Source organism: Nonomuraea sp. NPDC052129 (assembly GCF_040680095.1).
Classification (GTDB): domain Bacteria; phylum Actinomycetota; class Actinomycetes; order Streptosporangiales; family Streptosporangiaceae; genus Nonomuraea.
This window is the reverse complement of the sequence record NZ_JBFAVX010000008.1, coordinates 23,548-46,850: the sequence shown is the minus strand read 5'-3', so window position 1 is coordinate 46,850 and position 23,303 is coordinate 23,548. Positions and strand designations below refer to the sequence as shown.

Sequence of the window (23,303 nt, the reverse complement as noted above, 5' to 3'; positions counted from 1 at the left end):
GAGATCCTCGTAGTACTTCGCCGGCGCGCAGGCCGATAGCGAAGCACTACAGCCTGCGCGCCGCCCCACTCCCACCCTCGGGTGGATGGGGCATTTTTTATGTCCTTAAGGTGTAGCCACGCAAGGAACGAGCCGATGACCGAACGGATGACAGGTGCACAGGCCCTGGTCAGGGCGCTGGAGCACGTGGGAGTCGACACTGTGTTCGGGATCCCCGGCGGCGCCATCCTGCCCGCCTACGATCCCCTGTACGACTCGACCAAGGTCCGGCACGTGCTCGTACGGCACGAGCAGGGCGCGGGCCACGCGGCCGAGGGATACGCTCAGGCCACGGGCAGGGTCGGGGTCTGCATGGCGACCAGCGGACCGGGTGCGACGAACCTGGTCACGCCCATCGCCGACGCCTACATGGACTCGGTGCCGATCGTGGCGATCACCGGCCAGGTGGCCAGCGCGGCCATCGGCACGGACGCCTTCCAGGAAGCCGACATCTCCGGCATCACCATGCCGATCACCAAGCACAACTTCCTGGTCACCGATCCGCTGGACATCCCCCGCACGATCATGGAGGCCTTCCACATCGCCTCCACGGGCCGTCCCGGTCCGGTGCTGGTCGACATCTCCAAGGACGCGCTGCAGGCCGACACCACCTTCAGCTGGCCGCCGACCATGCAGTTGCCCGGCTATCGCCCCGTGACCAGGCCGCACTCCAAGCAGATCCGCGAGGCCGCGAAGCTGATCGCCGAGGCCAGGCGCCCGGTGCTCTACGTGGGCGGCGGCGTGCACAAGGCGGGCGCCTCGCCCGAACTCCTCAGGCTGGCCGAGCTCGCCAACATTCCGGTCGTCACCACGCTGATGGCGCGCGGAACGTTCCCCGACAGCCATCCCCAGCACATGGGCATGCCGGGCATGCACGGCAGCGTCACGGCCGTCGGCGCGCTGCAGAAGTCCGACCTGCTCATCGGCCTGGGCGTGCGCTTCGACGACCGGGTGACCGGCCAGCTCTCGACGTTCGCGCCGCACGCGAAGGTCGTCCACGCCGACATCGACCCGGCGGAGATCTCCAAGAACCGCCACGCGGACGTGCCGATCGTGGGCGACTGCAAGGAGGTCATCGCCGACCTGATCGCCGCCGTCGAGGCCAGTGGCCAGCAGGGCGACTACGCCGACTGGTGGAAGCTGCTCAACGGCATGAAGGAGACCTACCCGCTCGGCTACGAGGAGTTCGAGGACGGGTCGCTGGCCCCCCAGTACGTCATGGAGCGGCTCAGCGCCATCGCCGGGCCCGACACCTACTACGTGGCGGGCGTGGGACAGCACCAGATGTGGGCCTCGCAGTTCATCGACTACGAGAACCCCGGCACATTCATCAACTCCGGCGGCCTCGGCACGATGGGTTTCGCCGTGCCGGCCGCGATGGGCGCCAAGATGGGGCAGCCGGGCAGCACGGTGTGGGCCATCGACGGCGACGGCTGCTTCCAGATGACCAACCAGGAGCTCGCCACCTGCGCCCTGGAGGGGGTGCCGATCAAGGTCGCGGTCATCAACAACGGTAATCTCGGCATGGTCCGCCAATGGCAGACGCTCTTCTACGACGAGCGCTACTCCAACACCAACCTCCAGTCGAAGCGCCGCATCCCTGACTTCGTCAAGCTGGCGGAAGCCTATGGTTGTGTCGGTCTGCGCTGCGAGCGGCCGGAAGACGTCGACGAGACCATCAAGAAGGCCATGGAGATCAACGACGTGCCCGTCGTGGTCGACTTCGTGGTCCACCAGGACGCGATGGTCTGGCCGATGGTCGCGGCGGGCACGAGCAACGACAGCATCAAGATCGCCCGTGACATGGCGCCGAAGTGGGAGAGCGAAGAATGAGCAGGCATACGCTTTCTGTGCTTGTCGAGAACAAGCCGGGCGTCCTCGCGCGGGTGTCCGCGCTGTTCAGCAGGCGCGGCTTCAACATCGACTCGCTGGCCGTCGGGCAGACCGAGCACGACGACATCTCACGCATGACCATCGTCGTGAGTGTCGAGGAGCTGCCGCTGGAGCAGGTCACCAAGCAGCTCAACAAGCTGGTGAACGTCCTCAAGATCGTCGAGCTCGACCCGACCCAGTCCGTGCAGCGCGAGCTCATGCTGGTGAAGGTCAAGGCCGACGCCGACAGCCGCTCGCACGTGCTGGAGCTCGTCCAGCTCTTCCGCGCCCGCTGCATCGACGTGGCGGCCGACGCCGTGACCATCGAGGTCACCGGCACTCCCGACAAGCTCGAGGCCTTCGTCAAGGTGCTCGAACCGTTCGGGATCAAGGAGCTCGTCCAATCGGGCATGGTGGCCATCGGCCGCGGCGCCCGTTCCATCACCGACCGGTCCCTCAGGGCACTGGACCGTACCGCCTGAAAGGTTTATGCAAGTGACCGAGATTTACTACGACGACCAGGCCGACCTCTCGATCATCCAGGGGCGTCACGTGGCCGTGCTGGGGTACGGCAGCCAGGGCCACGCCCACGCGCTCTCCCTGCGTGACTCGGGTGTCGACGTGCGCGTCGGCCTGCCGGAAGGTTCCAAGAGCCGGGAGAAGGCCGAGAACGACGGTCTGCGCGTCCTGACGCCTTCGGAGGCGGTCGAGGAGGCGAACCTCACGATGATCCTGGCGCCGGACCACATCCAGCGTCACCTGTACGCCGAGCACGTCGCGCCGAACCTGGTCGAGGGTGACGCGCTGTTCTTCGGCCACGGCCTGAACATCCGCTACGGCCTCATCGAGGCTCCTGAGGGTGTCGATGTGTGCATGGTCGCGCCCAAGGGTCCGGGTCATCTGGTGCGGCGGCAGTTCGAGGCCGGGCGCGGTGTGCCGGTTCTGGTGGCGGTGGAGAAGGACGCCTCGGGCAAGGCGCTGGATCTGGCTCTGTCGTACGCCAAGGGCATCGGTGGCACCCGGGCCGGGGCGCTGCGCACCACGTTCACCGAGGAGACCGAGACCGACCTGTTCGGTGAGCAGGCCGTGCTGTGCGGCGGCGTGTCGGAGCTGATCAAGGCCGGGTTCGAGACGCTCATCGAGGCCGGCTACCAGCCCGAGGTGGCCTACTTCGAGTGCCTGCACGAGATGAAGCTGATCGTCGACCTCATGTACGAGGGCGGCATCTCGAAGATGTACTGGTCGGTGTCGGACACGGCGGAGTACGGCGGCTACACCCGCGGCCCGCGCGTCATCACCGACGAGACCCGCGCCGAGATGCGCCGCATCCTGGGCGAGATCCAGGACGGCACGTTCGCCCGGCAGCTGGTGGAGGAGTTCGACGGCGGCCAGAAGGAGTTCACGCGTCACCGCGAGGAGCTGGCCGAGAACCCGATCGAGAAGACCGGCGCCAAGCTGCGCCCGATGATGAGCTGGCTCAAGGCCTGACAAGCTCGCTTTCCGAGCCCGTGGCGCTTCGCGCCACGGGCTCGGCCTGTGCTTGGCCGGAAGTTGCTGAGAAGAGTTACGGAAGCCTCCGGTGCGACGCTCTTCGCGTAACCAAGCGAAGGCAGGTTCTCCATGCGGAACAAGGTCATGAGCGTGGTGGTGTCAGCGGCCACCCTGACGATGGCGGCGACACTCGGCACCAGCGTGTCCGCGAGCGCGGATGTCGGCTACATCAGGAGCATCCACAGGAACCTCGCGGAGTGCGAGGAAGCAGGCTACGACTACTCCGGGGACCACGAATACTGGGACTGCGATTGGGACAGCCCGTTCTGGGCGCTCTGGGTCCTGAAGTAACGCGGCGGACCTTCCTTTGTGTCATGCGGGAGAGGGCGGCCGCAAGGGCGATAGCTGCCGAGATTGACTAGATCACTTGATATGTCTTGCCGCTCACTCGGCTCGTTCGCCCCTGGGATGATCTTCGTGCATTGCCCCAGTGGTGAAAGGGAGTCAAGAATGCGTGTACGGACTGCAATAGCGGGCGCGGGAATCGCCGTCCTGGCGGTCGTCGGACTCGGCTTGCCCGCACAAGCGGCCGACTGGGTGTCCTACGGGCAGTTCCCCACTAAGAAGAAGTGTGTCGACGCAGGCCAGCAGTATGTGCGTGAGAACTTCAACGCGTACAAGTGCACCGAGATACCCGGCGCCTGGGTCCTCTGGCTCAAGTAGGCCCGAGTGCCGGTCCCCTGCTCGCCGGGGACCGGCACTCGTTCGCCGCCGGTTGGCAAGGCAGGCGCCGGTCGGCGAGGCAGGCGCCTGTCAGCGAGGCAGGCGCAGGTCAATAGGGTAGGCACATGTCGCCGCTCCGGACCCGCATGGCCGCTCGCGATCTGACAGAGCCGCATCGTGTCTCGAGCCCGCTCGAGCTGCTCTTCGATCTCACCTTCGTCGCCGCCGCGTCCCAGATCGTGGGCCGGCTCGCCCACGCCACCGAGCAGGGGCACGGCCTCGAAGCGGTCGGGCCCTTCCTGATGGTCTTCTTCGCCATCTGGTGGGCGTGGATGAACTTCACCTGGTTCGCCTCCGCGTACGACACCGACGACGTCCCGTACCGCGTCATGACGCTCCTGCAGATGGCCGGCGTGCTGGTGCTCGCCGCCGGGGTGCCCACGGCGTTCGAGGGTGACTTCACCGTCGTGACGATCGGCTACCTCGTCATGCGCGTCGGGCTCGTGAGCCTGTGGCTGCGCGCGGCGGTCGCCCACCCCGAGGGACGGGCGACGGCGCTGCGCTACGCGATCGGCATCTCGTTCGTTCAGGTGCTCTGGGTGTCCAAGCTCGCGCTGCCGGGGGGCGGGCCGGTCTGGTTGTTCATCGTGTGCGCGGTCCTTGACCTCGCGGTGCCGCCGATCGCGGAGCGTACGGGCTCGACGAGCTGGCACCCGCACCACATCGCCGAGCGCTACGGGCTGTTCACGATCATCCTGCTCGGCGAGAGCGTGCTCGCGGCGACGAACGCGGTGCAGGGCGCGGTCGCCCACGGGCTGAGCGTCGATCTCGTCGTCATCGCGATGACCGGCCTGGTCATCCTTTTCGCACTGTGGTGGATCTACTTCTCCGAGCCCGCCGGCGACGGACTTGAAGAGCGACGGGAACAGTCCTTCGTCTGGGGATACGGGCATTATTTGATCTTCGCGGCGCTGGCCGCGCTCGGTGCCGGGCTCGAGGTCGCGGTGGCGTCGGCAGGGGAGGGGGAGCATCACATCGCGGCGGATGCGCGGGCCGTGGTGGCCTCGGTCGCCATTCCGGTCGTCGTCATGCTCGTCCTGCTGTGGGCGCTGCATGCCCCCTTGGTGAGCAGGACCGTCGTGCGGCCGGAGGCGATTGGTGTGGCGGCGGTGCTCGTGGTGCTCACCGTGTTCGCGGCGCCCAGCGTGGGGGTGGCCGCGGGACTCACCGTCATCGCCGCGGTGCTCGTACTCCTGCTCGTGACGACACTCGCGCGCGAGGGGCGCAGGCCGCTCCCCTAGCGCATGTGCGTGCCCCCGCCCAGGCCGCGCAGCAGGAGGGCGAGCCCGCCCCGGAACTCCTCGTCCGTGGTGACGTCGTGGGCGTGCCTGGCGGTCTCGGACAGGTAGGGGAGCTCGGCCCGGTCCGCGATGACCTGGGTGCCCGCTCCGGCCAGCGGTCCGAGCTGTTCGAGCTGGATCGCCCCCACCACGTACGCGAGCAGGGAGCGCAGCGCGATCACCCGCTCGCGCCCGTCCAGCCCGGCCTCGGCAAGGATGGCGGCCAAGGGCTCTGACCAGCGCAGTATGGCCACCGACCGGTGCCGATGGGCGATGATCAGCGGCACGAGCCACGGGTGGGAGCTCACCACGTCGCGCAGTCGCTCGACCATGACCTCGATCCGCTCGTACCAGGTCCGGTCCTTGTCGGGCGGCATGGTGTCGACGGTGTCGAGGACGCGGTCGATGACGAGTTGTTCGAGCTCGCCGCGGTCGTCGACGTAGCGGTAGAGGCCCATGGTGCTCATGCCGATCTCCTGCGCGACCGCGCGCATCGACAGCCCGGGGAGTCCGTCGCGGTCGATGACGGCGAGGGCGGCCGTGGCCAGCTGGTCGGGAGTGAGTGAACGGGGTCGCGGCATGACAGTTGACAGCGTACGGCATACGCCTATCATCGTAAGCGTATGCCGTACGCCTAAAGGGGGTTCACATGCGTGTCGTCGATGCCAGAGAGCTGAGCGCGGTGTCCGGTGAGGCCGTCGCCATCCCTGACCCGGAGCGGCTGGTCCACCTGCAGTTCCGGCGGTTCGCCGGGTGCCCGGTCTGCAACCTGCACCTGCGCTCCATCGTGCGCAGGTATGACGAGATCGAGGCGGCGGGCGTCCGCGAGGTCGTGGTCTTCCACTCACCGGCAGAAGAGCTGGCCGAGCACACGCCCGGCCTGCCGTTCCCGGTGATCGCCGACCCGGACAAGCTGCTGTACGTCGAGTTCGGTGTGGAGTCGGCGGCCCGCTCGCTGCTCGACCCGCGCGTGTGGGGGACGATCCTCCGCGTGGTCGCCGTGACCACGTGGCGGGTCCTGCGGGGTCGCGAACGCGGCCCGGCGACCAAGCCGCACGGCGGCCGGTTGGGCCTGCCCGCCGACTTCCTGATCGGGCGGGACGGCCGGGTGCTCGCCGCCAAGTACGGCGAGCACGCCTACGACCAGTGGTCGGTCGACGAGGTCCTCGACCTGGCGTCCCACGCGCCGAAACCCGTCCAGAAATAGCCTGGTCAAGGCGCCCCCGTCCAGCAGTAGCTCGGTCAAGGCGCCACGGCTTGCTACAGCCCCACCACCGTGAGCACCCCGTCGCCGACCTCGTGCAGCTGTACGGCGAACCGCCCGTCCGCCGTCACCAGGTCGCGAAAGGCCGCCACCTGTTCCTGATGGCTGAGCGCGTTGTCCACGGCGATCACACCCCGAGGGGTGAGCACCCGCTGCAACTGCGGCCAGTAACCCACGTACGCGGGCCGTTCCGCGTCGAGCACCACCAGGTCGACCGACCCGTCCGGGCTGGCCGCCAGCACCTCCCCGCCATCGGCATGGATCACGGTCACCTGGTCGGCCACTTCGGCCGCCGCGATGTTGGCCCGAGCTTGGGCGACCCGTGAGGCGTCGATTTCCACGGTCTCCAGGTGGCCGCCGGTGTCCCGTACGGCGTCGCCGAACCAGATGGCCGAATAGCCGTTGGACGTACCGATCTCCAGCACCCGCCGGCTCCCCTGGACGCGGATCAGCAGCGCGACGAGACCCGCCGCGCCCGGGGTCATGTTGCGCAGCCGCAGCAGCCGGTCGGCCAGGGGCGCGTCGTGGTCGCGGCCCAGCTGGTAGAGGCTGTCGAGGTAGTCGGCCAAGGATGTGTTCACCTGCTCACCTTCCTTCTCCTACCGAACCTAGAGTCAGCTCATCCGGCGCCGTCATCCGCCCCGCGGTTTCGGGTCCCCGATCACATCAGCTCGTCCAGCGAGGCGAGGCCCTTGCGGATGCGCAGTTCGCCTTATTGGCCGGCTGACGGAACCTCGACGAACGACGCCGCGAAGGAGTTGCGGGCGATCTCATCCAGCTGCGTCTCCGTCATGCCCAGCTCGTCGCGCAGCGCCCGGTAGTTGTCCTCGACATACCCGCCGAAGTACGCCGGATCATCGGAGTTGACCGTCACCATTAGGCCCTCGTCCAGCATCGCGGGCAGGATGTGGTCCCGCAGCGACGGTACCGTGCGCAGCCGGACGTTCGACAGCGGGCACACCGTCAGCGGGATCCGCTCCTCCCGCAGGCGGGCGACCAGCGAGGGGTCCTCCATGGCGCGGATGCCGTGGTCCACCCGCTCCACCTTGAGCACGTCCAGGGCCTCCCACACGTAGTCGGGGCCGCCCTCCTCGCCGGCGTGCGCGACCCGGCGCAGGCCCTCCGCGGCCGCCATGTCGAACACCCGGCGGAACAGCGCCGGCGGATGACCGACCTCCGCCGAGTCCAGCCCGACGCCGATGAAGTGGTCCCGGTACGGCAGCGCGGCCCGCAGCACCTGCTCGGCCTCCTCGGCCCCCCGGTCACGCAGGAAGCACATGATCAGGGCCGCTGAGACGTCGCTGTCCTTGAGGGCGGCCGACAGCCCGCCGAACACCGCCTCCAGTGACACGCCCCTGCTCAGATGCGCCTGCGGGTCGAAGAAGATCTCGGCATGCCGTACGCCCTGTGCCTGGGCCCGCCCCAGGTAGGCGGTGGCGAGGTCGTAGAAGTCCCGATCGGTGCGGAGGACCGCCATGTTCTCGTAGTAGATGTCCAGGAACGACTGGAGATCGGCGAAGTCGTAGCGCGCCCTGATGGCCTCCGCGTCGAAGGTCGGCAGGTCGATCCCGTTGCGCCTGGCCAGCTCGACGACGAGCTCGGGTTCGAGGGTGCCTTCGATGTGCAGATGGAGTTCGGCTTTGGGACGCATGTGATCGAGTAAACCTGACAAGACGCCGGCCACGGTATCGTGCGAACCTCCGAACTCTCGCCCGATGACCTGGCATAACATCACATTCATGAGGCTGGCGGATCTGGTGGCGCGCGAAGACCTGAGTCTCGTGCCGGTGACCGGACATGACGGGCTCGGCAGGGAGGTGGGGCGAGCCTATCCGACGGATCTGCCCGACCCGCGACGCTACCTGCGCCCCGGCGACCTCGTCCTGACCAGCGGGGTCTGGTACACCCAGCCGTCCGACTGCGAGACGTTCGCCGACGCGCTGTGGACGAGCGACGCCGCCGGGTTGATCGTCGGGCTTGTCGTGCTGGGGGAGCTGCCGGAAGCACTGGTCAAGGCGTGCGAACGCCGGCGGTTGCCGCTGCTCCTGGCCGCGCCCGATCAGTCGTTCGGCGCGATCACCGAGGTGGTGATCGAGGAGGCGTTCGCGGCCGAGCGGCGCCGGGACGAGCGGGCTCGGGCGCAGACGCTGCTCGACCTCTTGGGCACGCAGCGGATCGCGCCCGGTGAGGTGTCGGCCCACCTGCGGCTGCTCGGGGCCGATCCGGGGCTGCCGACCACGGCCATGGTGGTGGCCAGGACGGGCGGGTCGGACGACGACGACGTGCCCGCGATCATGTACGCGCTGGCCAGGAGAGGGCGGCAGCTGGTCGTCGGCGGACGGTCCGACGAGGGGATCGTGCTGGTCAACGGTAAGGTGTCGCGCCAGGCGCTGACCGACGAGTTGCGCGCGCTGGTGGCCAACCGGCCGGGGATGCGGGTGGCGGTCGGGATCAGCGATGCGACCGCCAGTGTGTCGCAGCTCGGCGAGGCGCTGGAGTCCGCGCGGCGGGGCATGGAGTCGGCCCGCTACGGCGAGGGGCCGGTGTCGGTCATGTCGGTCGCCGACGTGGACAGCCACGAACTCCTGCTGGCCCAGCTGCCCGTGAGCGTGCGGCGCTCGTTCAGGGAGCACCTGCTCGGACCGATCATCGAGTACGACGCGCGGCACGGCTCCGAGCTGCTGCGCACGCTCGGCGTCTTCCTGGAGACGTGCGGCTCCTGGCAGCGGACGGCCGACGAGCTGTATGTGCACGTCAACACGTTGCGCTACCGCATGCAGCGGATCGAGGAGCTGACCGGGCGGCGGATGTCGTCGATGCGCGACCGTACGGACCTCTATCTGGCCCTCAGGTCAGCTCAGCCGTCCGAAGGGGAGGGGCCGGGGTAGCGTCGACCGAAGGGTCAGCTCCGTCGTCCGAAGGGTCAGGGCAGCTCGCCCGCGACGAGACGTCCTCGTGAGACCACGGCGACGATGTTCTCCACGGCCAGGTCCGCGATCCGCTCCCACGGGCGCCCGCGCAGCACGATGAAGTCCGCCCCGAGTCCGGGCTGGATCCGGCCCACCGGCACGCCGATCGAGTCGGCGGCGTCCGAGGTGGCCGCGCGCAGCGCCTCCGAGGCGGACATGCCCAGGATCTCGGTCATGTGGACCACCTCGGCGAGCTGGTCGCCGAACTGGACGTGGTGCCCGTTGGCATCGGTACCCAGGACGAAGCGGACACCCAGCCGCGCCGCCTCGGCGAGCAGCACGTTGCGCGTGGCCACGAGCTCGGCGGCCTTGGCCATCGACTCCGCGGTGACCGGGACCCGGCCTTCGGCGATGGCCTCGTTGATCAGCAGGGTCGGCGCGACGGGCGTGCGGCGGGCCGCGAGCACCTCGGCGAGATCCGCGCTCAGCAGCGTGCCGTGCTCGATCGAGTCGACGCGCTCCTCGACGGCGACGCGGATGCCCTCCTCGGAGTGGGCGTGGGAGGCCACCAGCATGCCGAGCGCGTGCGCCTCGTCGACGACGGCCCTGATCTCCTCGCGCGTGTAGTTGCGCCAGCCGTTCTTGTCGCCGATCGACAGCACGCCGCCGCTGGTGGTGAGCTTGATGCCGTCCATCCCGGCGCGGGCCCAGGTGCGTACCAGCTTGCGGCACTCGTCGGGCCCGTCGGCGGTGGGCTTGCGCTGCGGGATCGCCGGCGGCACGAACAGGTCGTTGTGCCCGGCGGTCATGCCGACCACGCCGTGGACCTGGACGCGCGGGCCGGGCAGCACGCCCGCGTCGAAGGCGCGGCGCAGTGCGATCTGTGCCTCGTCCCCGGCCAGGTCGCGCAGGGTCGTCACGCCGTGGCGCATGGCCCGCTGGGCGTGGGCGACGCCGTGCAGCACCTGCTCGTCGCGGGTCGTGACGAGCGGCCAGGTGGCGAAGTCGGGCATCGGGCCCGAACCGGCGTAGCCGATCAGGTGCACGTGCGTGTCGACCAGGCCGGGCAGCACGCACAGCTCGTCATACCGCTGCGTGGCGGGCCGCACCTCGCCGATCCGGTCCGGTTCCCAGCTCAGCTCGACCGGGCCGCGGAATTCGGTGCCGTCCCAAAGGGGGATTCCGTCCAGTTTCATGTCAGCCAAAACGCTACCGGACGCCTTCTCTCGCTGGAGGGATCTACGGACCTCGCCGAGCGCTCTCGTAGGGACCTACAGGGTCTGAAGCGCCGGTGCTGGGCTTTTCCACATCCGGGCCCTGCACCCCATGCGATGTCCGATTTTTCGTCACACGATGGTAATAATCAGTGTATAGCTTCCTGACCTGCAGGTTCACGGCTCTTCCAAGGAGAATTATGGCTACCCTCGACCGTCGCGCGTTCCTGCGGACGACGGGAATGGCCGGACTGGCGCTCGGCCTGGCCGCCTGTGGCGACAGCGGGACGTCCGGCGCGGGCGGAAGCGGGTTCGGCGCGGTCAAGATCCAGCTCTCCTGGAAGAAGAACGTCGAGTTCGCCGGCGAGTACTTCGCCGACAGCAAGGGCTACTACAAGGCCGCCGGGTTCTCGCAGGTGGAGCTGCTGTCGGGCGGCGGCTCCGGAACCTCGGTCGAGTCGGGCCTGACCACCGGCCGCTGCTGGATCGGCCTGTCGACGCCGACGATCACCGCGCCCGCCGTGCTCCAGGGCGCGCCGCTCAAGATCGTGGGCGCGACCTTCCAGAAGAACCCCTTCGCCATCGTCTCCCTCGGCAAGAACCCGATCAAGGACCCCAAGGACCTGGCCGGTAAGAAGATCGGCGTCCAGGACTCCAACGAGCTGGTCTGGAACGCGCTGCTCAAGTCCAACGGCATCGACCCGTCGAGCGTGACGCGGGTGCCGTTCCAGTCCGACCCGTCGATGCTGACCTCCGGCCAGCTCGATGGCTATGTCGGCTTCGTCACCAGCGGCCCGGTGCGGCTGAAGATGCAGGGCGTGGACGCGGCGCACATGCTGTTCGCCGACCACGGCCTGCCGCTGGTCGCCGAGACGTTCACGGTGACGCAGGAGACGATCGACAAGGAACGCGACAAGCTCAAGGCGTTCCTCACGGCGGAGATCAAGGGCTGGAGGGACGCCGTCGCGGACCCGGCCAAGGCGGCCGAGCTGGCCGCGAAGACGTACGGCAAGGATCAGAACCTCGACGTCGCCGAGCAGACCGAGGAGGCCAAGATGCAGAACGAACTCGTCGTCACCCCCGACGCCAAGGCCAACGGCCTGTTCACGATGACCTCCGAGCTGATCGAGCAGAACATCGCCTCCCTCGCCAAGGCCGGGCTGACCGTCAAGGCCGAGAACCTCTTCGACCTGTCGATCCTGGACGAGATCTACAAGGCCGACGCGAGCCTCAAGCTCTCATGACCGGCATCGGCATCACGGGGCTGAGCAAGACGTTCGGCAGCGGGCTGACCGCGGTCGAGCACGTCGACCTGGAGACGCCGAAGGGCTCCTTCCTATCCCTGCTCGGCCCCTCGGGCTGCGGCAAGTCGACCGTGCTGCGCATCCTGGCCGGGCTCGAAAAGCCCACCACCGGCGAGATCCGGGTGAACGGCGAGACCCCCGAGGAGCTCCGCAGGAGCCACCACCTCGGCATCGCCTTCCAGGACTCGGCGCTGCTGGCCTGGCGCAGCGTCGCGGCCAACATCCGGCTGCCGCTGGAGGTCGCCGGGATCAAGCCGGAGCCCGGCGTGATCGACGACCTGATCAAGCTGGTCGGCCTGCAGGGCTTCGAGAAGGCGCGGCCCGCCGAGCTGTCGGGCGGCATGCGGCAGCGCGTGTCGATCGCCCGCGCGCTGGTGGTCAAGCCCAGCGTGCTGCTGCTCGACGAGCCGTTCGGCGCGCTGGACGACATGACCCGCCAGCGGCTCAACCTGGAACTTCTGCGCATCTGGACCGAGAAGCCCGCCACCACGCTGATGGTCACCCACGGCATCGGCGAGGCGATCTTCCTGTCGGACGTGGTGGCCGTCATGAGCCCGCGTCCTGGCCGCATCGAAGAGATGGTCCCGATCGACCTGCCGCGCCCCCGGGTGCCCGAGATGATGCGTACACCGGAGTTCCATGCCATCCACGACCACCTCAGCGACCTGCTGTTCGGGCACGGCTCGTGAAGCGGATCCACGGCCTGCTCGGCGTCGTCGCCCTGATCGCCCTGTGGTGGCTGCTCGCCGTGACGGTCTTCGCGGACGGCGGCGCGGTCCCGACGCCGTGGGCGGTCCTGGCCGGGATGGGCCACGACGGCTGGGGCTTCTACGGCCCCAACACGACCGCCACCGTCAGCGCCGCGCTCCAGGGCTTCCTCTGGGGCAACGGCCTGGCCATCGGGGTGGCGCTGGTCGTCCTGCTCGTCCCGCGCCTGGAGGCCGTGGCGACCCAGCTCGCGGTGATCAGCTACTGCATCCCGCTGCTGGCCATCGGCCCGATCGTCCTGGTCGTCTTCGGCGGTGAGGCCGCCGTGGTGTTCCTGGCCGCCGTCTCCGTCTTCTTCACCACGCTCATCGGCGCGCTGCTCGGGCTGCGCTCCGCCGACCGGACCAGCCTCGACCTCATCGCGGTGTACGGCGGCGGCCGCCTGGCCAAACTGCGGCACGTCCAGGTCATCGCGGCGCTGCCGAGCACGTTCGCCGGGCTGAAGATCTCGGCCCCCGGCGCACTGCTGGGCGCGATCATCGGCGAATACCTCGGCAGCAACGACCAGGGCCTCGGCGTCTCCCTGATGATCTCCCAGCAGCAGTTCCAGGTCCCGCGCACGTGGGGGCTGGCGCTCGTGGCCGGCCTGGTCGCGGGCCTCGGCTACGCGATCGTCGCGCTGGTCGCCCGCGTGGTGACACCCTGGTCGTACGGCAGAGCGAGGTCCTCCTCATGATCGGCCGCATCGTGTCGCGCGTCGTCGGCCCGCTGCTGCCCTCCGTGGTCATCGTGGTGGCCCTCTGGTGGCTGTCCCTGGAGGCGTTCGGCATCAGCCCGCTGGTGGGCAAGCGGCCCCCGCAGGTCTGGGAGTACCTGTTCGGCTCGTCCCCGGCCCATCGCGACGCGGTCTTCGCCGCCCTGGGCATCACGATCAGGGACGCGGCCATCGGCTTCGTCAGCGGGATGGTCGCGGCGGTGGTCGTGGCGATGGCGTTCGTGCTGTTCAGGACCGTCGAGCAGACGTTCATGCCGGTCGCGATGCTGCTGCGCTCGGTGCCGCTCGTGGTGATGACGCCGCTGATCACGCTCGTCTTCGGCCGCGAGCTCCTCGGCGTCGCGGTCATCGGCGGCATCGTGGTGTTCTTCCCCGCCCTGGTCAACGTCGCCTTCGGGCTGCGCTCCGCCTCACCGCAGGCCACCGACCTGATCATGGCGTACGGGGGCGGGCGGCTGACCGTGCTGCGCAAGGTGGCCGTGCCGACGGCGATGCCCTCGGTGTTCGCCTCCATGCGGATCTCCGTGCCCGCCTCGATCATCGGCGCGCTCATCGCCGAATGGCTGGCGACCGGGCAGGGGATCGGCGCCGGGATCCTGCGGGCCATCGGCGGGTTCCGGTATGACGAGGTGTGGGCGGACATCGTGGTGGTCACCGCCGTGTCGATCCTGGCGTACGCGGTCGTGGGCGTCGTCGAGTCCCTGGTCCTGGCCCGCTTCTCGGACAACCGCCCCTGACCCGCGCCCGCGAGTCAGGGGCGGCGGAAGCTGGCGCGGATCCGGGAGGCCGGTCGGGCCAGCCAGTCGCCGGTGCGCATCGGCGGAAGGAGTGAACCGGCGAAGTCGGGCGAACCCGGACGCCGCTCGTCCTCCCTTTCCCGCTCCTCGCCGCTGCCCATCCACGTGTACGCGTGCCAATGCATGAGATCCCCACAGTTCGGTTGCCCCGTACAGGGTCATTCCCGGAAAAGGGTGCGGGCCCGGTCGCGGTCCGCTGTGCGGGGGGAGGCGCGACCGGGCCCGCCGGATGGGAGCGCCGTGGCGTTGCGGTGGGAACCGGCGCGGTGGCGCGCCTGGTGGAGGCCCGACGCTCCCTGGCTGGGTGGGGTTCTGTGGTCTAGTGGGCGGCGAAGTCCTGGGTCCAGTAGGGGCCCTTCGTGGACTGGCCGACGCCGATATGGGTGAAGGAGCAGTTCATGATGTTGGCCCGGTGTCCGGGGCTGTCGAGCCAGGCTCGTACGACCGCGGCGGCCGTCGGCTGGCCCATGGCGATGTTCTCGCCCCAGGTGCTGACCGGCGCGAAGCCGGCCGTCGATATGCGGTCACCCGGAGTCCGGCCGTCCTTGGAGTCGTGGTCGAAGTAGTCGCGCGCGGCCATGTCGGCGGAGTGCCGCTCGGCCGCCGCGTGGAGCTTGGGATCGTGGGTGAGCGGGCGGCAGCCCTTCTTGGCCCGCGCCTGGTTGGTGAGGCTGACGACCTGGTCCTCGGCGGCCGAGGCGGTGCCGGTCTTCGCCGGCGTCCGGGTCCCGCAGGACAGGGCCACCGGCCGTGACCGGCTCGGCTTGCCCTGATAGTCCATGGCCAGGACGTAGTAGCGCCCGGGAGCCGCGCAGCCGGCGCGGACGCTGATCCGGCCGTTCAGCACGGGCTTGGCGCCGCTCTTCAGCGTACGGTCGGGACGACCGGCCACGTCCCGGACGATCCGGACCCTGAGCGTGGCCTTGGTGTCGCAGCCGATCCTGCTTGCCGAGCCGACGATCACGCCCTTGGACAGGGACGGCTTGGCGGCCACGACCCGGCACGGAGCCTTCGTGGTCGCCGCCTGGGCGGCGGGCGTGGGGATGCTCAGTGCGGCCAGACTTCCGAGGCAAACGAGTGCCTGGAGTTGCCTGCGCATCCTGTCCCTCCGCTGCTGCTAGATACGGCGTCGATCCCGCATTCTGGTGTGCCCGCAACGGCCATGTCCCGAAAAACACCGCTATATCTGGAGTACCAGGTGACCCAATCGTAACGATTGCCCCATCGACCTCGGTAAACCTTCTCTGTCACCTGCGCGTCTTGTGCGAAAAAAATAGGGCCGTGCGGCGAAATGCCGCACGGCCAGGGGTGGAACTCGGAGCGGATGGGTGGGAGCCGTCAGCTCCCAAGCGGACCGGAAGGCGTCAGCACGCGGTAGGCGTCAGCACGTGGCGGGCTTGAGCCAGGAGCACTCGAGGTCACCGGTCGCGCTGTCATCCGCCGCGCGGAGCTGCGACACGGCGTCCACCGGCGCGGTCCGCGAGAACTGGGCGAGTCGGATGGCGATCTTGTCCTCGATGTCCTTCGGCGAGCCCGACAGGAACTGGTTGAGCATGATGGAGAACACCAGCGGCTCGCCCTCGGCGCTGTTCACGTAGCCCGACAGCGACGTGACGCCGGTCAGCGACCCGGTCTTGGCGTGCACGTTGTTGGCGGCGGCGGTGTTGCGCATCCGGCTGCGCAGCGTGCCACCGGTGAACCGGTCGGCGTTGCCCGCGATGGGCAGCGCGTCGTACCAGGTCTTGAACCACGGCTTGGCGCGTACGGCGCTGAGCAACTGGACGATCGAGCCCGGGGCGAAGCCGTCGCGGCGCGAGAGTCCGGAGCCGTCCCGCATGTTGAGCACCTGCACGCCGTTGGCCTTGGCGAAGTCGGTGCTCACCTTGAGCCCGGCCGCCCAGGTGCCCTGGCCGGAGACCTTGCGGCCCATCGCCTTGGTCAGGATCTCGGCGTGGATGTTGTTGCTCAGCTTGAGGAAGGGCACCAGCAGCTCGCTCAGCGGCATCGACTGGTGTTCGGCCAGCGTGGTCGCGCCGGCCGGGGCCGCGCCGGTGACGGTCGGGCCCGCCACGCGGACGCCGTGCTTGGCCAGCGACTTGCGGAACAGCGACGCCACATAGCGGGTGGGGTCGTCCACGGCCACCCACTCCTGGTACGGGTCGGCCACGGTGCCGGTGATGACCACGGTGTTCGTGGAGTGCTGCCGTTCGATGAGCACGTCGGTCGTGGTGCCCACGGTGGCCTTGTTGACGATCTTCAGGTAGTCGGTCTCGGGCGTCGTCGACACCTTGACCTCGTTGCCGGCGGCCGCCACGGAGACGATCACCGAACCGGCGTCGTAGTCCCGGTCCGGGGAGGCGGTCAGCGCGGAGATCTGCGCCGCGTAGTAGGCCGTCTCGTCGTCCCAGGCCCAGTCGTTGCCGAGCCGTACGGAGTCGAACCACGTGTCGTCGGCGACCAGCTTGCCCGCGACCAGCTTGACGCCCGCGGCGGCGACCTTGGCGGCCAGCGCGTCGTAGTCCTCGGCCAGCATCGTCGGGTCGCCGGTGCCGCGCAGGACCAGGTCGCCGGTCAGCACGGAGCCGAGCTTGCGCCCGCCGCTCAGCACGGTGGTGGGGAAGCGGTAGTCCAGGCCGAGCGTGTCGACGGCGGCGGCGGAGGTGAACAGCTTGGTGTTGGAGGCCGGGATCATCAGCTTGCCGGCGTCCGTGGCGTACAGCTCGTCGCCGTTGGCCACGCTCTTGACGACCACGCCGGCCCGCCCGACCGTGAGCCGCGAGTCGGCGAGTATCTGGTTGATGTCCTGGGTCAGGTCCGCGACGCCCGCCGTGGGTTCGAGCGCGACGGCGGGGGAGGAGGGGCTGGATGCCCACGCGAGGGCCGCGACGAGCGCGCCCGCGACGAGGGATGCTGAGGTGCGCCGCATGGGGTCTCCAATGAGGACTGGGGGTCTCGCCTGGGATCATGCGGCAGCGCACGCAGCCTGTAATCCGCAAATATCCGTATTTCTTGGGTCAGTCGTACGGCGGGCACGCCGTTACGAAGGCGAGCCCGTACCCAGGAAAGTACTCAGGAGAGCTGGCCGGCGCTCACCATGAAGCCGCAGTCGCCGAAAGAGACCTCGTCGCCCGATTTGATCTTGGCGGGTCCCACCAGTCGCCAGCCGTTCAGCCGTGTGCCGTTGAGCGAGCCCAGGTCGACCAGCATCCATCCGCCGTCGTCCTCGCGCCGCAGCTCGGCGTGCACCCGCGAGACCGTCAGATCGGACAGCACTAGGTCGCAGGCCGACCCGCGACCGACCACGTAGCGCACGCGGTGGTCGTCGGGCAGGGCCAGCCTGGGCAGGCGCGGCCGGCGCCAGGCCGCCTGGAGGCGGGTGGTGAAGTCGGAGACGTTCGACACCGCGTCGGTCACCCGCTGGCGGAACGTCCGGCGGCGGGGCAGATCGGCGACCAGCTCGTCGAGCTCGTGGCGGTTGCGCGCCCGCAGGGCCTGATCCACCCGGCCGACGAAGGTGTCGTGGGAGATCCGGCCTTCGACGGCGCGGTCGCGGAGCTCGTCGATCGCGCGATCGCGTTCCCCGTCGGACGCGCGGAACGGTGGATGCGTCGAGCTCATGCCCCGAGTATCGGCCTGAACGGCGTTCCCTGTCCAGAATATGCGAATCAGTTGCGTTGAGCATACTCAGTATGCATACTCAGTATCCATGTCGATCAGACACGGACTGCTCGCGTTGCTGAGCAGGGGGCCGCGTTACGGCTACCAGCTCCGGGTGGAATTCGAGGCGTCGACGGGGGCGACCTGGCCGCTCAATATCGGCCAGGTCTACACGACGCTCGCCCGGATGGAACGTGACGGCCTTGTCGAGCCCGGAGGGGCCGACGAACAGGGGAGGGCCGTCTACACGGTCACCGAGGCCGGTCGGGCCGAACTGGAGCGATGGTTCAGCACCCCCGTCGACCAGACCGACCGGCCTCGGGACGAACTGGTCATCAAACTCGCCATGGCCGTCGCCGCCGGGGACGTCGACGTGTCAGCGGTGATCCTGGCCCAGCGCACCGCCACCATGCGGGCGCTGCAGGAGCTGACCAAGGCGAAACGGGCGAACACGGATGGGCTCGCGCAGCGGCTCGTCCTCGATTCATTGATCTTTCAGGCCGAGGCGGAACAGCGCTGGCTGGACCACTGCGAGGCCGTACTCAAGGAGAAGAACACATCAACTACCACTGGCTGAAGCTGATCGTGGTTTGCTCTCGCGGTCCCGTCTGGCTGAAAGGAGGCCGGTAGCGTGTGGCTGGTTGATGACAGCCCAGCCCGCGACGCCGCGTGTGGCGATGTTGCGGGCCGCGATGTGGTCGGCGTGCCCAGCGAGGCCGCACCGGGTGCAGACGAAGCGACCCCGTGCCGGCCGGTTCGCCCTGGACACGCACCCGCACTCCGGACACTCCTGCGACGTATACGCAGGGTCGACCAGCAGGAAGGCGACCCCGGCTCGGGCGGCCTTGTAGCGGGTGAACGCGATTTGCTGGGCGAAGGCCCAGGTGTGCAGGGTGCGTCGCTGGAGCCGATGAGCCCTTACCCGGCCGCGGATGCCCTGCAGATCCTCCAGGGCGATGCCGCGGCCGGTGCGTTCGGCTTCGCGCACCACGTACGTGCTGATTTGGTGGTTGAGGTCGGTCATCATCCGGTGCTCACGACCGGACAGGCGGCGCAGCACCCGCCGCGCCGCAGGCGTGCCCTTCTGCTGCAGCCGCCGGCGTTGACGGTGCCGCCGCTGCCGCAGGGTGCGGACGTGGCCGTTGCCGCCGATCGGCCCCGGCAGGGCGGGGCCGGGCAGCACCGCGCCGTCGGAGGTGACTGCCAGGTTCGCCACTCCTTGATCCACCCCCACGAAGCCGTGAACCGGCTCACGCACCACCGGCTTGGGCAGGGTGAGAGCGACCTGCAGCAGCCACACGCCGCGCCGGCAGATCAGGTCGGCCTCGCCGAGCGGCAGTGCCTCGATGGCTTTGAGGTCTTCTGGTCGGCCGGTGTAGGGGACGGTGACGCGGCCGGTGGGGGTCCACAAAGATACGGTCCGGGCGTCACGGTTGAAGCTCATCAGCCGGGCGTCGTAGGGGACGGCGCCGTGCGGGCGGAAGATGTGGGCGCGTTTCTTGCCGGCGCGCCGGTTGGCGTAGGCGCCGGCGACCCGGGCGATCGCCCGCACGGCCGCTTGCGCGCCGAGCCCGGCCACCTGCGCCCGCACCTCGTAATAGGCCAGCCGGTGCAACTCCACCACAGCGAACGTGCGGTGTTGCCAGGCCAGGCGGGAGACGACGGTGGCCGCCTGATTACACAACAGCACCGCCGCCGCCAGCGCCTCGGCCTGGGCCGGGGCGGGCGCGAGCCGCAGTTGCACGATCGAGGGCAGACCGTGCCGCTTGGTGGCCGAGCGGCGAATCGCCATCGGACACACCTCCTGTCACAGCGCCCTCACCCACCGCACACATTACCGAACGTGACCGAGCTTTTCCATGCTGTTTTCGAAAGGAGGGGTGGCGCTTCCTCCCGGCCCTGAAGGACCGGATTTCCGCGCCACCATACAGATGACTGTGATGAGACTGGACAAGGTGACGCGCGCGCACGGCCAGGTGCACGCGCTCAAAGGGGTGAGCCTCGAGGTCTCCAGCGGCGAGCTGGTCGCCGTCATGGGCCCGTCGGGCTCCGGCAAGTCGACCCTGCTCAACTTAGCGGGCGGCCTCGACCGGCCGACCTCGGGCAGCGTGACGATCGAGGGCACGGACCTGGCCGGCGTGACGGACCTGGCGGCGCTGCGGCGCGGCAGCGTCGGGTACGTCTTCCAGGACCTGAACCTGATCCCGTCACTCACGGCCGCCGAGAACGTGATGCTGCCGAGGGAGCTCGACGGCGTCCGCTCCCGGCAGGCCCGTGAGGAGGCGCTGGCCGTACTGGCCTCGGTGGGGGTGGACCATGTCGCCGACCGCTTTCCCGGGGAGCTGTCCGGCGGGCAGCGGCAGCGCGCGGCGATCGCCAGGGCGCTGGTCGGCGAGCGGCGTCTGGTGCTGGCCGACGAGCCCACGGGGGCGCTCGACACGGCGAGCGGCGACGAGATCCTGCGACTGCTGCGCGAGCGCTGCGACGAGGGCGCGGCGGTGCTGCTGGTCACCCACGAGCCCCGCTACGCCGGATGGGCCGACCGCGTGGTGTTCCTGCGCGACGGGGAGATCGCCGACTCGACGGCCGTGCCTCTGGAGAGCGCCCGATGAGCGCCTTCGCCGCCGCGCTGCGGATCTCCCGCAGGGACGCGCTGCGGTTCAAGGGACGTACGGCGCTGATCATGGTGATGATCGGCCTGCCGGTGCTGCTCATCACCGGCGTGCTCACGGGGTACGCCACGCTCCACGTGGACATGCGGGAGGGACTGACCGCCGAGCTGGGCAGCGCGGACGCGCGGATCGCCACTTCGTCGGCGGGGCAGAGCCGGATCGAGCAGGACGTCTCGGGCAGGGGCTGGACTGGCCGGGGAAACCCGTCCGAGGCCCCGCCGTGGACGACCGCGAGGGTGGCCGCGCTGGTCGACGGCCGGCTCATCCCGTACGACAAAGGCACCGTGGTGTTCGTGGGCAAGGACGGCTACCAGGTGGGGGACGCCAGTGAGGTGGATCTGCGGGACCCGATGACGCGGGGGATGCGGCGCCTGATGGGGGGCAGGCTCCCGGCCGCTCCCGGCGAGGTCGTGGTGACACCCGCGGTCGTAGAGCAGGGAGTCAAGGTCGGCGACACCGTCAATGTGATCCGGGCGAACAAGCGGGTGCGTGTGGTCGGCGTGATCGAGTTTCCGAACTGGCCGGGTATATCGGAGTTCGTCGGACTCCAAGGCGCGCTCCTGGCGGACAAGAACGACGGCAACGGCACCGGCTGGCTCGCCGACACCGCCGCGCCGTTCGGCTGGTCGCGGGTGGAGGCGCTGAACGCCCAAGGGCTGCTGGTCCAGTCCAGAGCCGTCATCGAGGATCCGCCCGCCGATGTCCCCCAAGGTGCCCCGGACAGAGACCAGCTGATCGCGATCGCGCTCGCCGTCGTCTTCATCGTCATGGAGACGGTCCTGCTGGCCGGACCCGCGTTCGCCGTGGGACTGCGGCGCCGCCGGCGGGAACTGGCCGTGATCGCGGCGCAGGGCGGCTCGGGGGCGCACCTGCGGACCATCGTGCTCGCCGACGGGCTGGTGCTCGGCGGCGCGGCGGCGCTGGCCGGGACGGCCCTTGGCGTCGGAGGCGCCTTGGCGGCGGTGCCGTTGGCCGAGCGGCTGATCGGTTCGCTCGGCCCGCGCGAGGTGCCGTGGGCGAGTGTCGCGGGCGTAGCCGCGCTGGGCGTGGTGAGCGGGCTGATCGCCGCCCTGGTGCCCGCCGTGCAGGCCGCGCGGCAGAGCCCTGCCCAGGTGCTGGCGGGCCGTGAAGGCGAACTCCGTGACCGCGCGGGTCGTCCGGTGCTCGGTCTGCTGCTGGTGGTGGCCGGACTGGTCCTCCTCTGGCTGGCCCTGGTCAGGCTGAGCACGCGTGGCCAGGAGTTGCCGCTCGTCGCGGCCTTGGGGCTGGTCGTGCTGGGGCTGGTCGCGTTGATGCCGTGGCTGGTGCGCCGGACGAGCCGGTTCGCCGCCCGGCTGCCGCTCCCGCTGCGCCTGTCGGTCCGCGACGCCTCGCGCCACCGGTCCCGTACGGCCTCCGCGACGGCCGCCGTCATGGCGGCCACCACGGCGGCGGTCGCGTTCGGCACCGGGCTCGCCAGCTCCGATGCGGCCTATGACGCCGCCTACCATCCCTACGCCCCGACGGGCAGCATCAAGATCGAAGCCGTCAAGCTGGACGACAGCGGCTGGGCCAGGCTGCGGGCGGCGGTCGAGCGCGAGTTGCCGAAGACCCAGCTGCTTCCGGCTTCGAGCCCGGTGGACTCACAGGGCCGTAAGGCGTGGATCGACCTCGACCGGCGCTGCGGAGGGCGGTGCGAGGACTCCTCTTACGGAGGTGATCTTCCGGTCGGTGACGCGCAATTGCTCGCGTTCATCCAGGGACGTCAGGATCCGCAGGCCGCCGCGGCTCTGGCCGCGGGCAAGATCGTGGTGTTCGATCCGGTGCTGATCAAGGACGGCCTGGCCACCCTGAAGTCCTACGGGGAGAATGGCAAGATCGGCCGCAAGCAGGTTCCCGCCGTGCTGGCGAGCGCCGCCGATCCGCGGGTCGGTGGCGGGGTCGTTCCACAGGCGGTGCTGCGGGCCGTCGGACTGCAGGTGAAGGAGCGGCGGCTGTACGCCATGCACCAGCCGGCGAATCAGGACCGCTTGAGACAGTACCTCTCGGTGGTCGGGAACGAGACCGACCTCTACGTCGAGAACCCCAGGGAAGGCTCGTTCTCGCAGGTGTTCTGGATCCTGCTGGGCGCCGCCATGGTGCTGGTGCTCGGCGGTACGTTCGCGGCCACCGGGCTCGCCGCGGCCGACATGCGCCACGACCTGAACACCATGTCGGCGGTCGGCGCGCCGCCGCGCGTCCGGCGGCTGGTGGTGGCCGGCCAGGCGGGTTACATAGCCGGGCTGGGCGCGCTGGTCGGCGTCGTGGCCGGGGTTGTGGGCGGAATCGCGCTGTCGTGGCCGATGAGCCGCCACAACGGGGTCCAGGGGGCGAGTTGGTTCACTCCCGGGCCCACGACGATCTCCATCCCCTGGCTGTTCCTCGTCGCGTTCGCGGTGGGACTGCCGCTGCTGGCGGCGCTGGTGGCCTGGGCGTTCGCCAGGACGCGGCTGGAGCTGACCCGCCGCCTGGCGTAAGCCGTACCCGCGTGCTCGTGACCGCGGTCCGCTCGATGCGGGC

Annotated in this window: 24 protein-coding genes; 15 read left to right on the top strand and 9 right to left on the bottom strand. The window is 69.5% G+C overall.

The window, feature by feature from the left end; translation table 11 throughout:
• Positions 1–135: 135 nt before the first annotated feature.
• The 6 genes from AB0L53_RS19955 (at position 136) to AB0L53_RS19930 (ending at position 5,426) form a co-directional block, all read left to right on the top strand.
• Positions 136–1,872, top strand: a complete 1,737-nt coding sequence (locus tag AB0L53_RS19955; protein WP_363995605.1) for an acetolactate synthase large subunit — start codon at positions 136–138, stop codon at positions 1,870–1,872.
• Positions 1,869–2,393, top strand: coding sequence for an acetolactate synthase small subunit (ilvN, locus tag AB0L53_RS19950; RefSeq protein ID WP_225292071.1), 525 nt, complete (start codon positions 1,869–1,871; stop codon positions 2,391–2,393). Before AB0L53_RS19955 ends, ilvN begins: the two co-directional genes overlap by 4 nt.
• Before the next feature lie 22 nt (positions 2,394–2,415).
• The gene (gene ilvC / locus AB0L53_RS19945; RefSeq protein ID WP_357950756.1) at positions 2,416–3,399 is read left to right on the top strand and encodes a ketol-acid reductoisomerase; all 984 of its coding nucleotides are present in this window, start codon (positions 2,416–2,418) and stop codon (positions 3,397–3,399) included.
• A 132-nt stretch (positions 3,400–3,531) separates the two neighbouring features.
• Positions 3,532–3,753 (top strand): hypothetical protein, encoded by a 222-nt coding sequence (locus AB0L53_RS19940; RefSeq protein ID WP_363995602.1) that lies wholly within the window; start codon positions 3,532–3,534, stop codon positions 3,751–3,753.
• A 159-nt stretch (positions 3,754–3,912) separates the two neighbouring features.
• Positions 3,913–4,125: a hypothetical protein gene (locus AB0L53_RS19935; RefSeq protein WP_358539403.1), complete on the top strand. Its 213-nt coding sequence runs from the start codon at positions 3,913–3,915 to the stop codon at positions 4,123–4,125.
• A 125-nt stretch (positions 4,126–4,250) separates the two neighbouring features.
• Positions 4,251–5,426, top strand: a complete 1,176-nt coding sequence (locus AB0L53_RS19930; protein ID WP_363995599.1) for a low temperature requirement protein A — start codon at positions 4,251–4,253, stop codon at positions 5,424–5,426.
• Here AB0L53_RS19930 and AB0L53_RS19925 read toward each other — a convergent pair.
• The gene (locus AB0L53_RS19925) at positions 5,423–6,046 is read right to left on the bottom strand and encodes a TetR/AcrR family transcriptional regulator C-terminal domain-containing protein (protein ID WP_363995596.1); all 624 of its coding nucleotides are present in this window, start codon (positions 6,044–6,046) and stop codon (positions 5,423–5,425) included. The genes AB0L53_RS19930 and AB0L53_RS19925 overlap by 4 nt on opposite strands.
• A 68-nt stretch (positions 6,047–6,114) precedes the next feature.
• On the opposite strand from AB0L53_RS19925, the gene AB0L53_RS19920 reads away from it, so the two are divergent.
• Positions 6,115–6,672 carry a peroxiredoxin-like family protein gene (locus AB0L53_RS19920; RefSeq protein WP_363995593.1) on the top strand — a complete coding sequence of 186 codons (558 nt, stop codon included), beginning with the start codon at positions 6,115–6,117 and terminating at the stop codon, positions 6,670–6,672.
• Positions 6,673–6,725: 53 nt separating this feature from the next.
• Here the strand turns inward: AB0L53_RS19920 and AB0L53_RS19915 are convergent, their stop codons facing one another.
• Together AB0L53_RS19915 and AB0L53_RS19910 are read right to left on the bottom strand one after the other, a co-directional pair.
• Positions 6,726–7,310: a class I SAM-dependent methyltransferase gene (locus AB0L53_RS19915; protein WP_363995590.1), complete on the bottom strand. Its 585-nt coding sequence runs from the start codon at positions 7,308–7,310 to the stop codon at positions 6,726–6,728.
• A 131-nt stretch (positions 7,311–7,441) separates the two neighbouring features.
• Entirely contained in the window at positions 7,442–8,380 is a 939-nt protein-coding gene (locus AB0L53_RS19910; RefSeq protein ID WP_363995587.1) for an adenosine deaminase, read from the bottom strand.
• 88 nt (positions 8,381–8,468) lie between these two features.
• Here AB0L53_RS19910 and AB0L53_RS19905 point away from each other — a divergent pair, with 88 nt between their 5' ends.
• On the top strand, positions 8,469–9,617 hold the full coding sequence (locus AB0L53_RS19905; protein WP_363995584.1) for a helix-turn-helix domain-containing protein: 1,149 nt from the start codon (positions 8,469–8,471) through the stop codon (positions 9,615–9,617).
• Between the two features lie 35 nt (positions 9,618–9,652).
• Here the strand turns inward: AB0L53_RS19905 and AB0L53_RS19900 are convergent, their stop codons facing one another.
• Entirely contained in the window at positions 9,653–10,834 is a 1,182-nt protein-coding gene (locus AB0L53_RS19900) for an amidohydrolase family protein (RefSeq protein WP_363995581.1), read from the bottom strand.
• Positions 10,835–11,052: 218 nt separating this feature from the next.
• Here AB0L53_RS19900 and AB0L53_RS19895 point away from each other — a divergent pair, with 218 nt between their 5' ends.
• Genes AB0L53_RS19895 through AB0L53_RS19880 form a run of 4 tightly spaced genes read left to right on the top strand, consistent with a single transcriptional unit; the run spans position 11,053 to position 14,376 of the window.
• A complete protein-coding gene (locus AB0L53_RS19895; protein WP_363995578.1) occupies positions 11,053–12,096 on the top strand; it encodes an ABC transporter substrate-binding protein in 1,044 nt (347 codons plus the stop codon).
• The gene (locus tag AB0L53_RS19890) at positions 12,093–12,845 is read left to right on the top strand and encodes an ABC transporter ATP-binding protein (RefSeq protein WP_363995575.1); all 753 of its coding nucleotides are present in this window, start codon (positions 12,093–12,095) and stop codon (positions 12,843–12,845) included. Before AB0L53_RS19895 ends, AB0L53_RS19890 begins: the two co-directional genes overlap by 4 nt.
• Positions 12,842–13,600, top strand: coding sequence for an ABC transporter permease subunit (locus AB0L53_RS19885; protein WP_363995572.1), 759 nt, complete (start codon positions 12,842–12,844; stop codon positions 13,598–13,600). Before AB0L53_RS19890 ends, AB0L53_RS19885 begins: the two co-directional genes overlap by 4 nt.
• Entirely contained in the window at positions 13,597–14,376 is a 780-nt protein-coding gene (locus AB0L53_RS19880) for an ABC transporter permease subunit (protein WP_363995569.1), read from the top strand. Before AB0L53_RS19885 ends, AB0L53_RS19880 begins: the two co-directional genes overlap by 4 nt.
• A 14-nt stretch (positions 14,377–14,390) precedes the next feature.
• Here AB0L53_RS19880 and AB0L53_RS19875 read toward each other — a convergent pair whose 3' ends face one another.
• The 4 genes from AB0L53_RS19875 to AB0L53_RS19860 all read right to left on the bottom strand — a co-directional run bounded on the left by AB0L53_RS19875 (position 14,391) and on the right by AB0L53_RS19860 (position 18,054).
• Complete coding sequence (locus AB0L53_RS19875; protein WP_363995567.1) at positions 14,391–14,561, bottom strand: hypothetical protein; 171 nt, start codon at positions 14,559–14,561, stop codon at positions 14,391–14,393.
• A 194-nt stretch (positions 14,562–14,755) separates the two neighbouring features.
• Entirely contained in the window at positions 14,756–15,535 is a 780-nt protein-coding gene (locus AB0L53_RS19870) for a CAP domain-containing protein (protein ID WP_363995564.1), read from the bottom strand.
• Positions 15,536–15,817: 282 nt separating this feature from the next.
• Positions 15,818–17,362 carry a D-alanyl-D-alanine carboxypeptidase/D-alanyl-D-alanine-endopeptidase gene (gene dacB, locus AB0L53_RS19865; RefSeq protein ID WP_363995561.1) on the bottom strand — a complete coding sequence of 515 codons (1,545 nt, stop codon included), beginning with the start codon at positions 17,360–17,362 and terminating at the stop codon, positions 15,818–15,820.
• Positions 17,363–17,505: 143 nt separating this feature from the next.
• The gene (locus AB0L53_RS19860) at positions 17,506–18,054 is read right to left on the bottom strand and encodes a DUF1707 and FHA domain-containing protein (protein WP_363995558.1); all 549 of its coding nucleotides are present in this window, start codon (positions 18,052–18,054) and stop codon (positions 17,506–17,508) included.
• A gap of 88 nt (positions 18,055–18,142) precedes the next feature.
• Here AB0L53_RS19860 and AB0L53_RS19855 point away from each other — a divergent pair, with 88 nt between their 5' ends.
• The gene (locus AB0L53_RS19855) at positions 18,143–18,670 is read left to right on the top strand and encodes a PadR family transcriptional regulator (RefSeq protein ID WP_363995555.1); all 528 of its coding nucleotides are present in this window, start codon (positions 18,143–18,145) and stop codon (positions 18,668–18,670) included.
• Here AB0L53_RS19855 and AB0L53_RS19850 read toward each other — a convergent pair.
• Positions 18,653–19,885, bottom strand: coding sequence for a transposase (locus AB0L53_RS19850; RefSeq protein ID WP_363995552.1), 1,233 nt, complete (start codon positions 19,883–19,885; stop codon positions 18,653–18,655). The two genes, AB0L53_RS19855 and AB0L53_RS19850, sit on opposite strands and share 18 nt — an antisense overlap.
• A gap of 139 nt (positions 19,886–20,024) precedes the next feature.
• Here AB0L53_RS19850 and AB0L53_RS19845 point away from each other — a divergent pair, with 139 nt between their 5' ends.
• The gene (locus AB0L53_RS19845) at positions 20,025–20,705 is read left to right on the top strand and encodes an ABC transporter ATP-binding protein (RefSeq protein ID WP_363995549.1); all 681 of its coding nucleotides are present in this window, start codon (positions 20,025–20,027) and stop codon (positions 20,703–20,705) included.
• Positions 20,702–23,260: an FtsX-like permease family protein gene (locus AB0L53_RS19840; protein ID WP_363995546.1), complete on the top strand. Its 2,559-nt coding sequence runs from the start codon at positions 20,702–20,704 to the stop codon at positions 23,258–23,260. Before AB0L53_RS19845 ends, AB0L53_RS19840 begins: the two co-directional genes overlap by 4 nt.
• The last annotated feature ends 43 nt before the right edge of the window (positions 23,261–23,303 follow it).

What these genes read in the sequence shown, in the direction of transcription:
- AB0L53_RS19870 (WP_363995564.1), bottom strand. Translation starts at nt 15,535, where the DNA reads ATGCGCAGGCAACTCCAGGCACTCGTTTGCCTCGGAAGTCTGGCCGCA.
- ilvN (WP_225292071.1), top strand. Translation starts at nt 1,869, where the DNA reads ATGAGCAGGCATACGCTTTCTGTGCTTGTCGAGAACAAGCCGGGCGTC.
- AB0L53_RS19880 (WP_363995569.1), top strand. Translation starts at nt 13,597, where the DNA reads ATGATCGGCCGCATCGTGTCGCGCGTCGTCGGCCCGCTGCTGCCCTCC.
- AB0L53_RS19905 (WP_363995584.1), top strand. Translation starts at nt 8,469, where the DNA reads ATGAGGCTGGCGGATCTGGTGGCGCGCGAAGACCTGAGTCTCGTGCCG.
- AB0L53_RS19930 (WP_363995599.1), top strand. Translation starts at nt 4,251, where the DNA reads ATGTCGCCGCTCCGGACCCGCATGGCCGCTCGCGATCTGACAGAGCCG.
- AB0L53_RS19925 (WP_363995596.1), bottom strand. Translation starts at nt 6,046, where the DNA reads ATGCCGCGACCCCGTTCACTCACTCCCGACCAGCTGGCCACGGCCGCC.
- AB0L53_RS19860 (WP_363995558.1), bottom strand. Translation starts at nt 18,054, where the DNA reads ATGAGCTCGACGCATCCACCGTTCCGCGCGTCCGACGGGGAACGCGAT.
- AB0L53_RS19910 (WP_363995587.1), bottom strand. Translation starts at nt 8,380, where the DNA reads ATGCGTCCCAAAGCCGAACTCCATCTGCACATCGAAGGCACCCTCGAA.
- AB0L53_RS19875 (WP_363995567.1), bottom strand. Translation starts at nt 14,561, where the DNA reads ATGCATTGGCACGCGTACACGTGGATGGGCAGCGGCGAGGAGCGGGAA.
- AB0L53_RS19955 (WP_363995605.1), top strand. Translation starts at nt 136, where the DNA reads ATGACCGAACGGATGACAGGTGCACAGGCCCTGGTCAGGGCGCTGGAG.
- AB0L53_RS19855 (WP_363995555.1), top strand. Translation starts at nt 18,143, where the DNA reads ATGTCGATCAGACACGGACTGCTCGCGTTGCTGAGCAGGGGGCCGCGT.
- AB0L53_RS19940 (WP_363995602.1), top strand. Translation starts at nt 3,532, where the DNA reads ATGCGGAACAAGGTCATGAGCGTGGTGGTGTCAGCGGCCACCCTGACG.
- AB0L53_RS19935 (WP_358539403.1), top strand. Translation starts at nt 3,913, where the DNA reads ATGCGTGTACGGACTGCAATAGCGGGCGCGGGAATCGCCGTCCTGGCG.
- AB0L53_RS19845 (WP_363995549.1), top strand. Translation starts at nt 20,025, where the DNA reads ATGACTGTGATGAGACTGGACAAGGTGACGCGCGCGCACGGCCAGGTG.
- AB0L53_RS19840 (WP_363995546.1), top strand. Translation starts at nt 20,702, where the DNA reads ATGAGCGCCTTCGCCGCCGCGCTGCGGATCTCCCGCAGGGACGCGCTG.
- AB0L53_RS19900 (WP_363995581.1), bottom strand. Translation starts at nt 10,834, where the DNA reads ATGAAACTGGACGGAATCCCCCTTTGGGACGGCACCGAATTCCGCGGC.
- AB0L53_RS19890 (WP_363995575.1), top strand. Translation starts at nt 12,093, where the DNA reads ATGACCGGCATCGGCATCACGGGGCTGAGCAAGACGTTCGGCAGCGGG.
- dacB (WP_363995561.1), bottom strand. Translation starts at nt 17,362, where the DNA reads ATGCGGCGCACCTCAGCATCCCTCGTCGCGGGCGCGCTCGTCGCGGCC.
- AB0L53_RS19850 (WP_363995552.1), bottom strand. Translation starts at nt 19,885, where the DNA reads ATGGCGATTCGCCGCTCGGCCACCAAGCGGCACGGTCTGCCCTCGATC.
- AB0L53_RS19895 (WP_363995578.1), top strand. Translation starts at nt 11,053, where the DNA reads ATGGCTACCCTCGACCGTCGCGCGTTCCTGCGGACGACGGGAATGGCC.
- AB0L53_RS19920 (WP_363995593.1), top strand. Translation starts at nt 6,115, where the DNA reads ATGCGTGTCGTCGATGCCAGAGAGCTGAGCGCGGTGTCCGGTGAGGCC.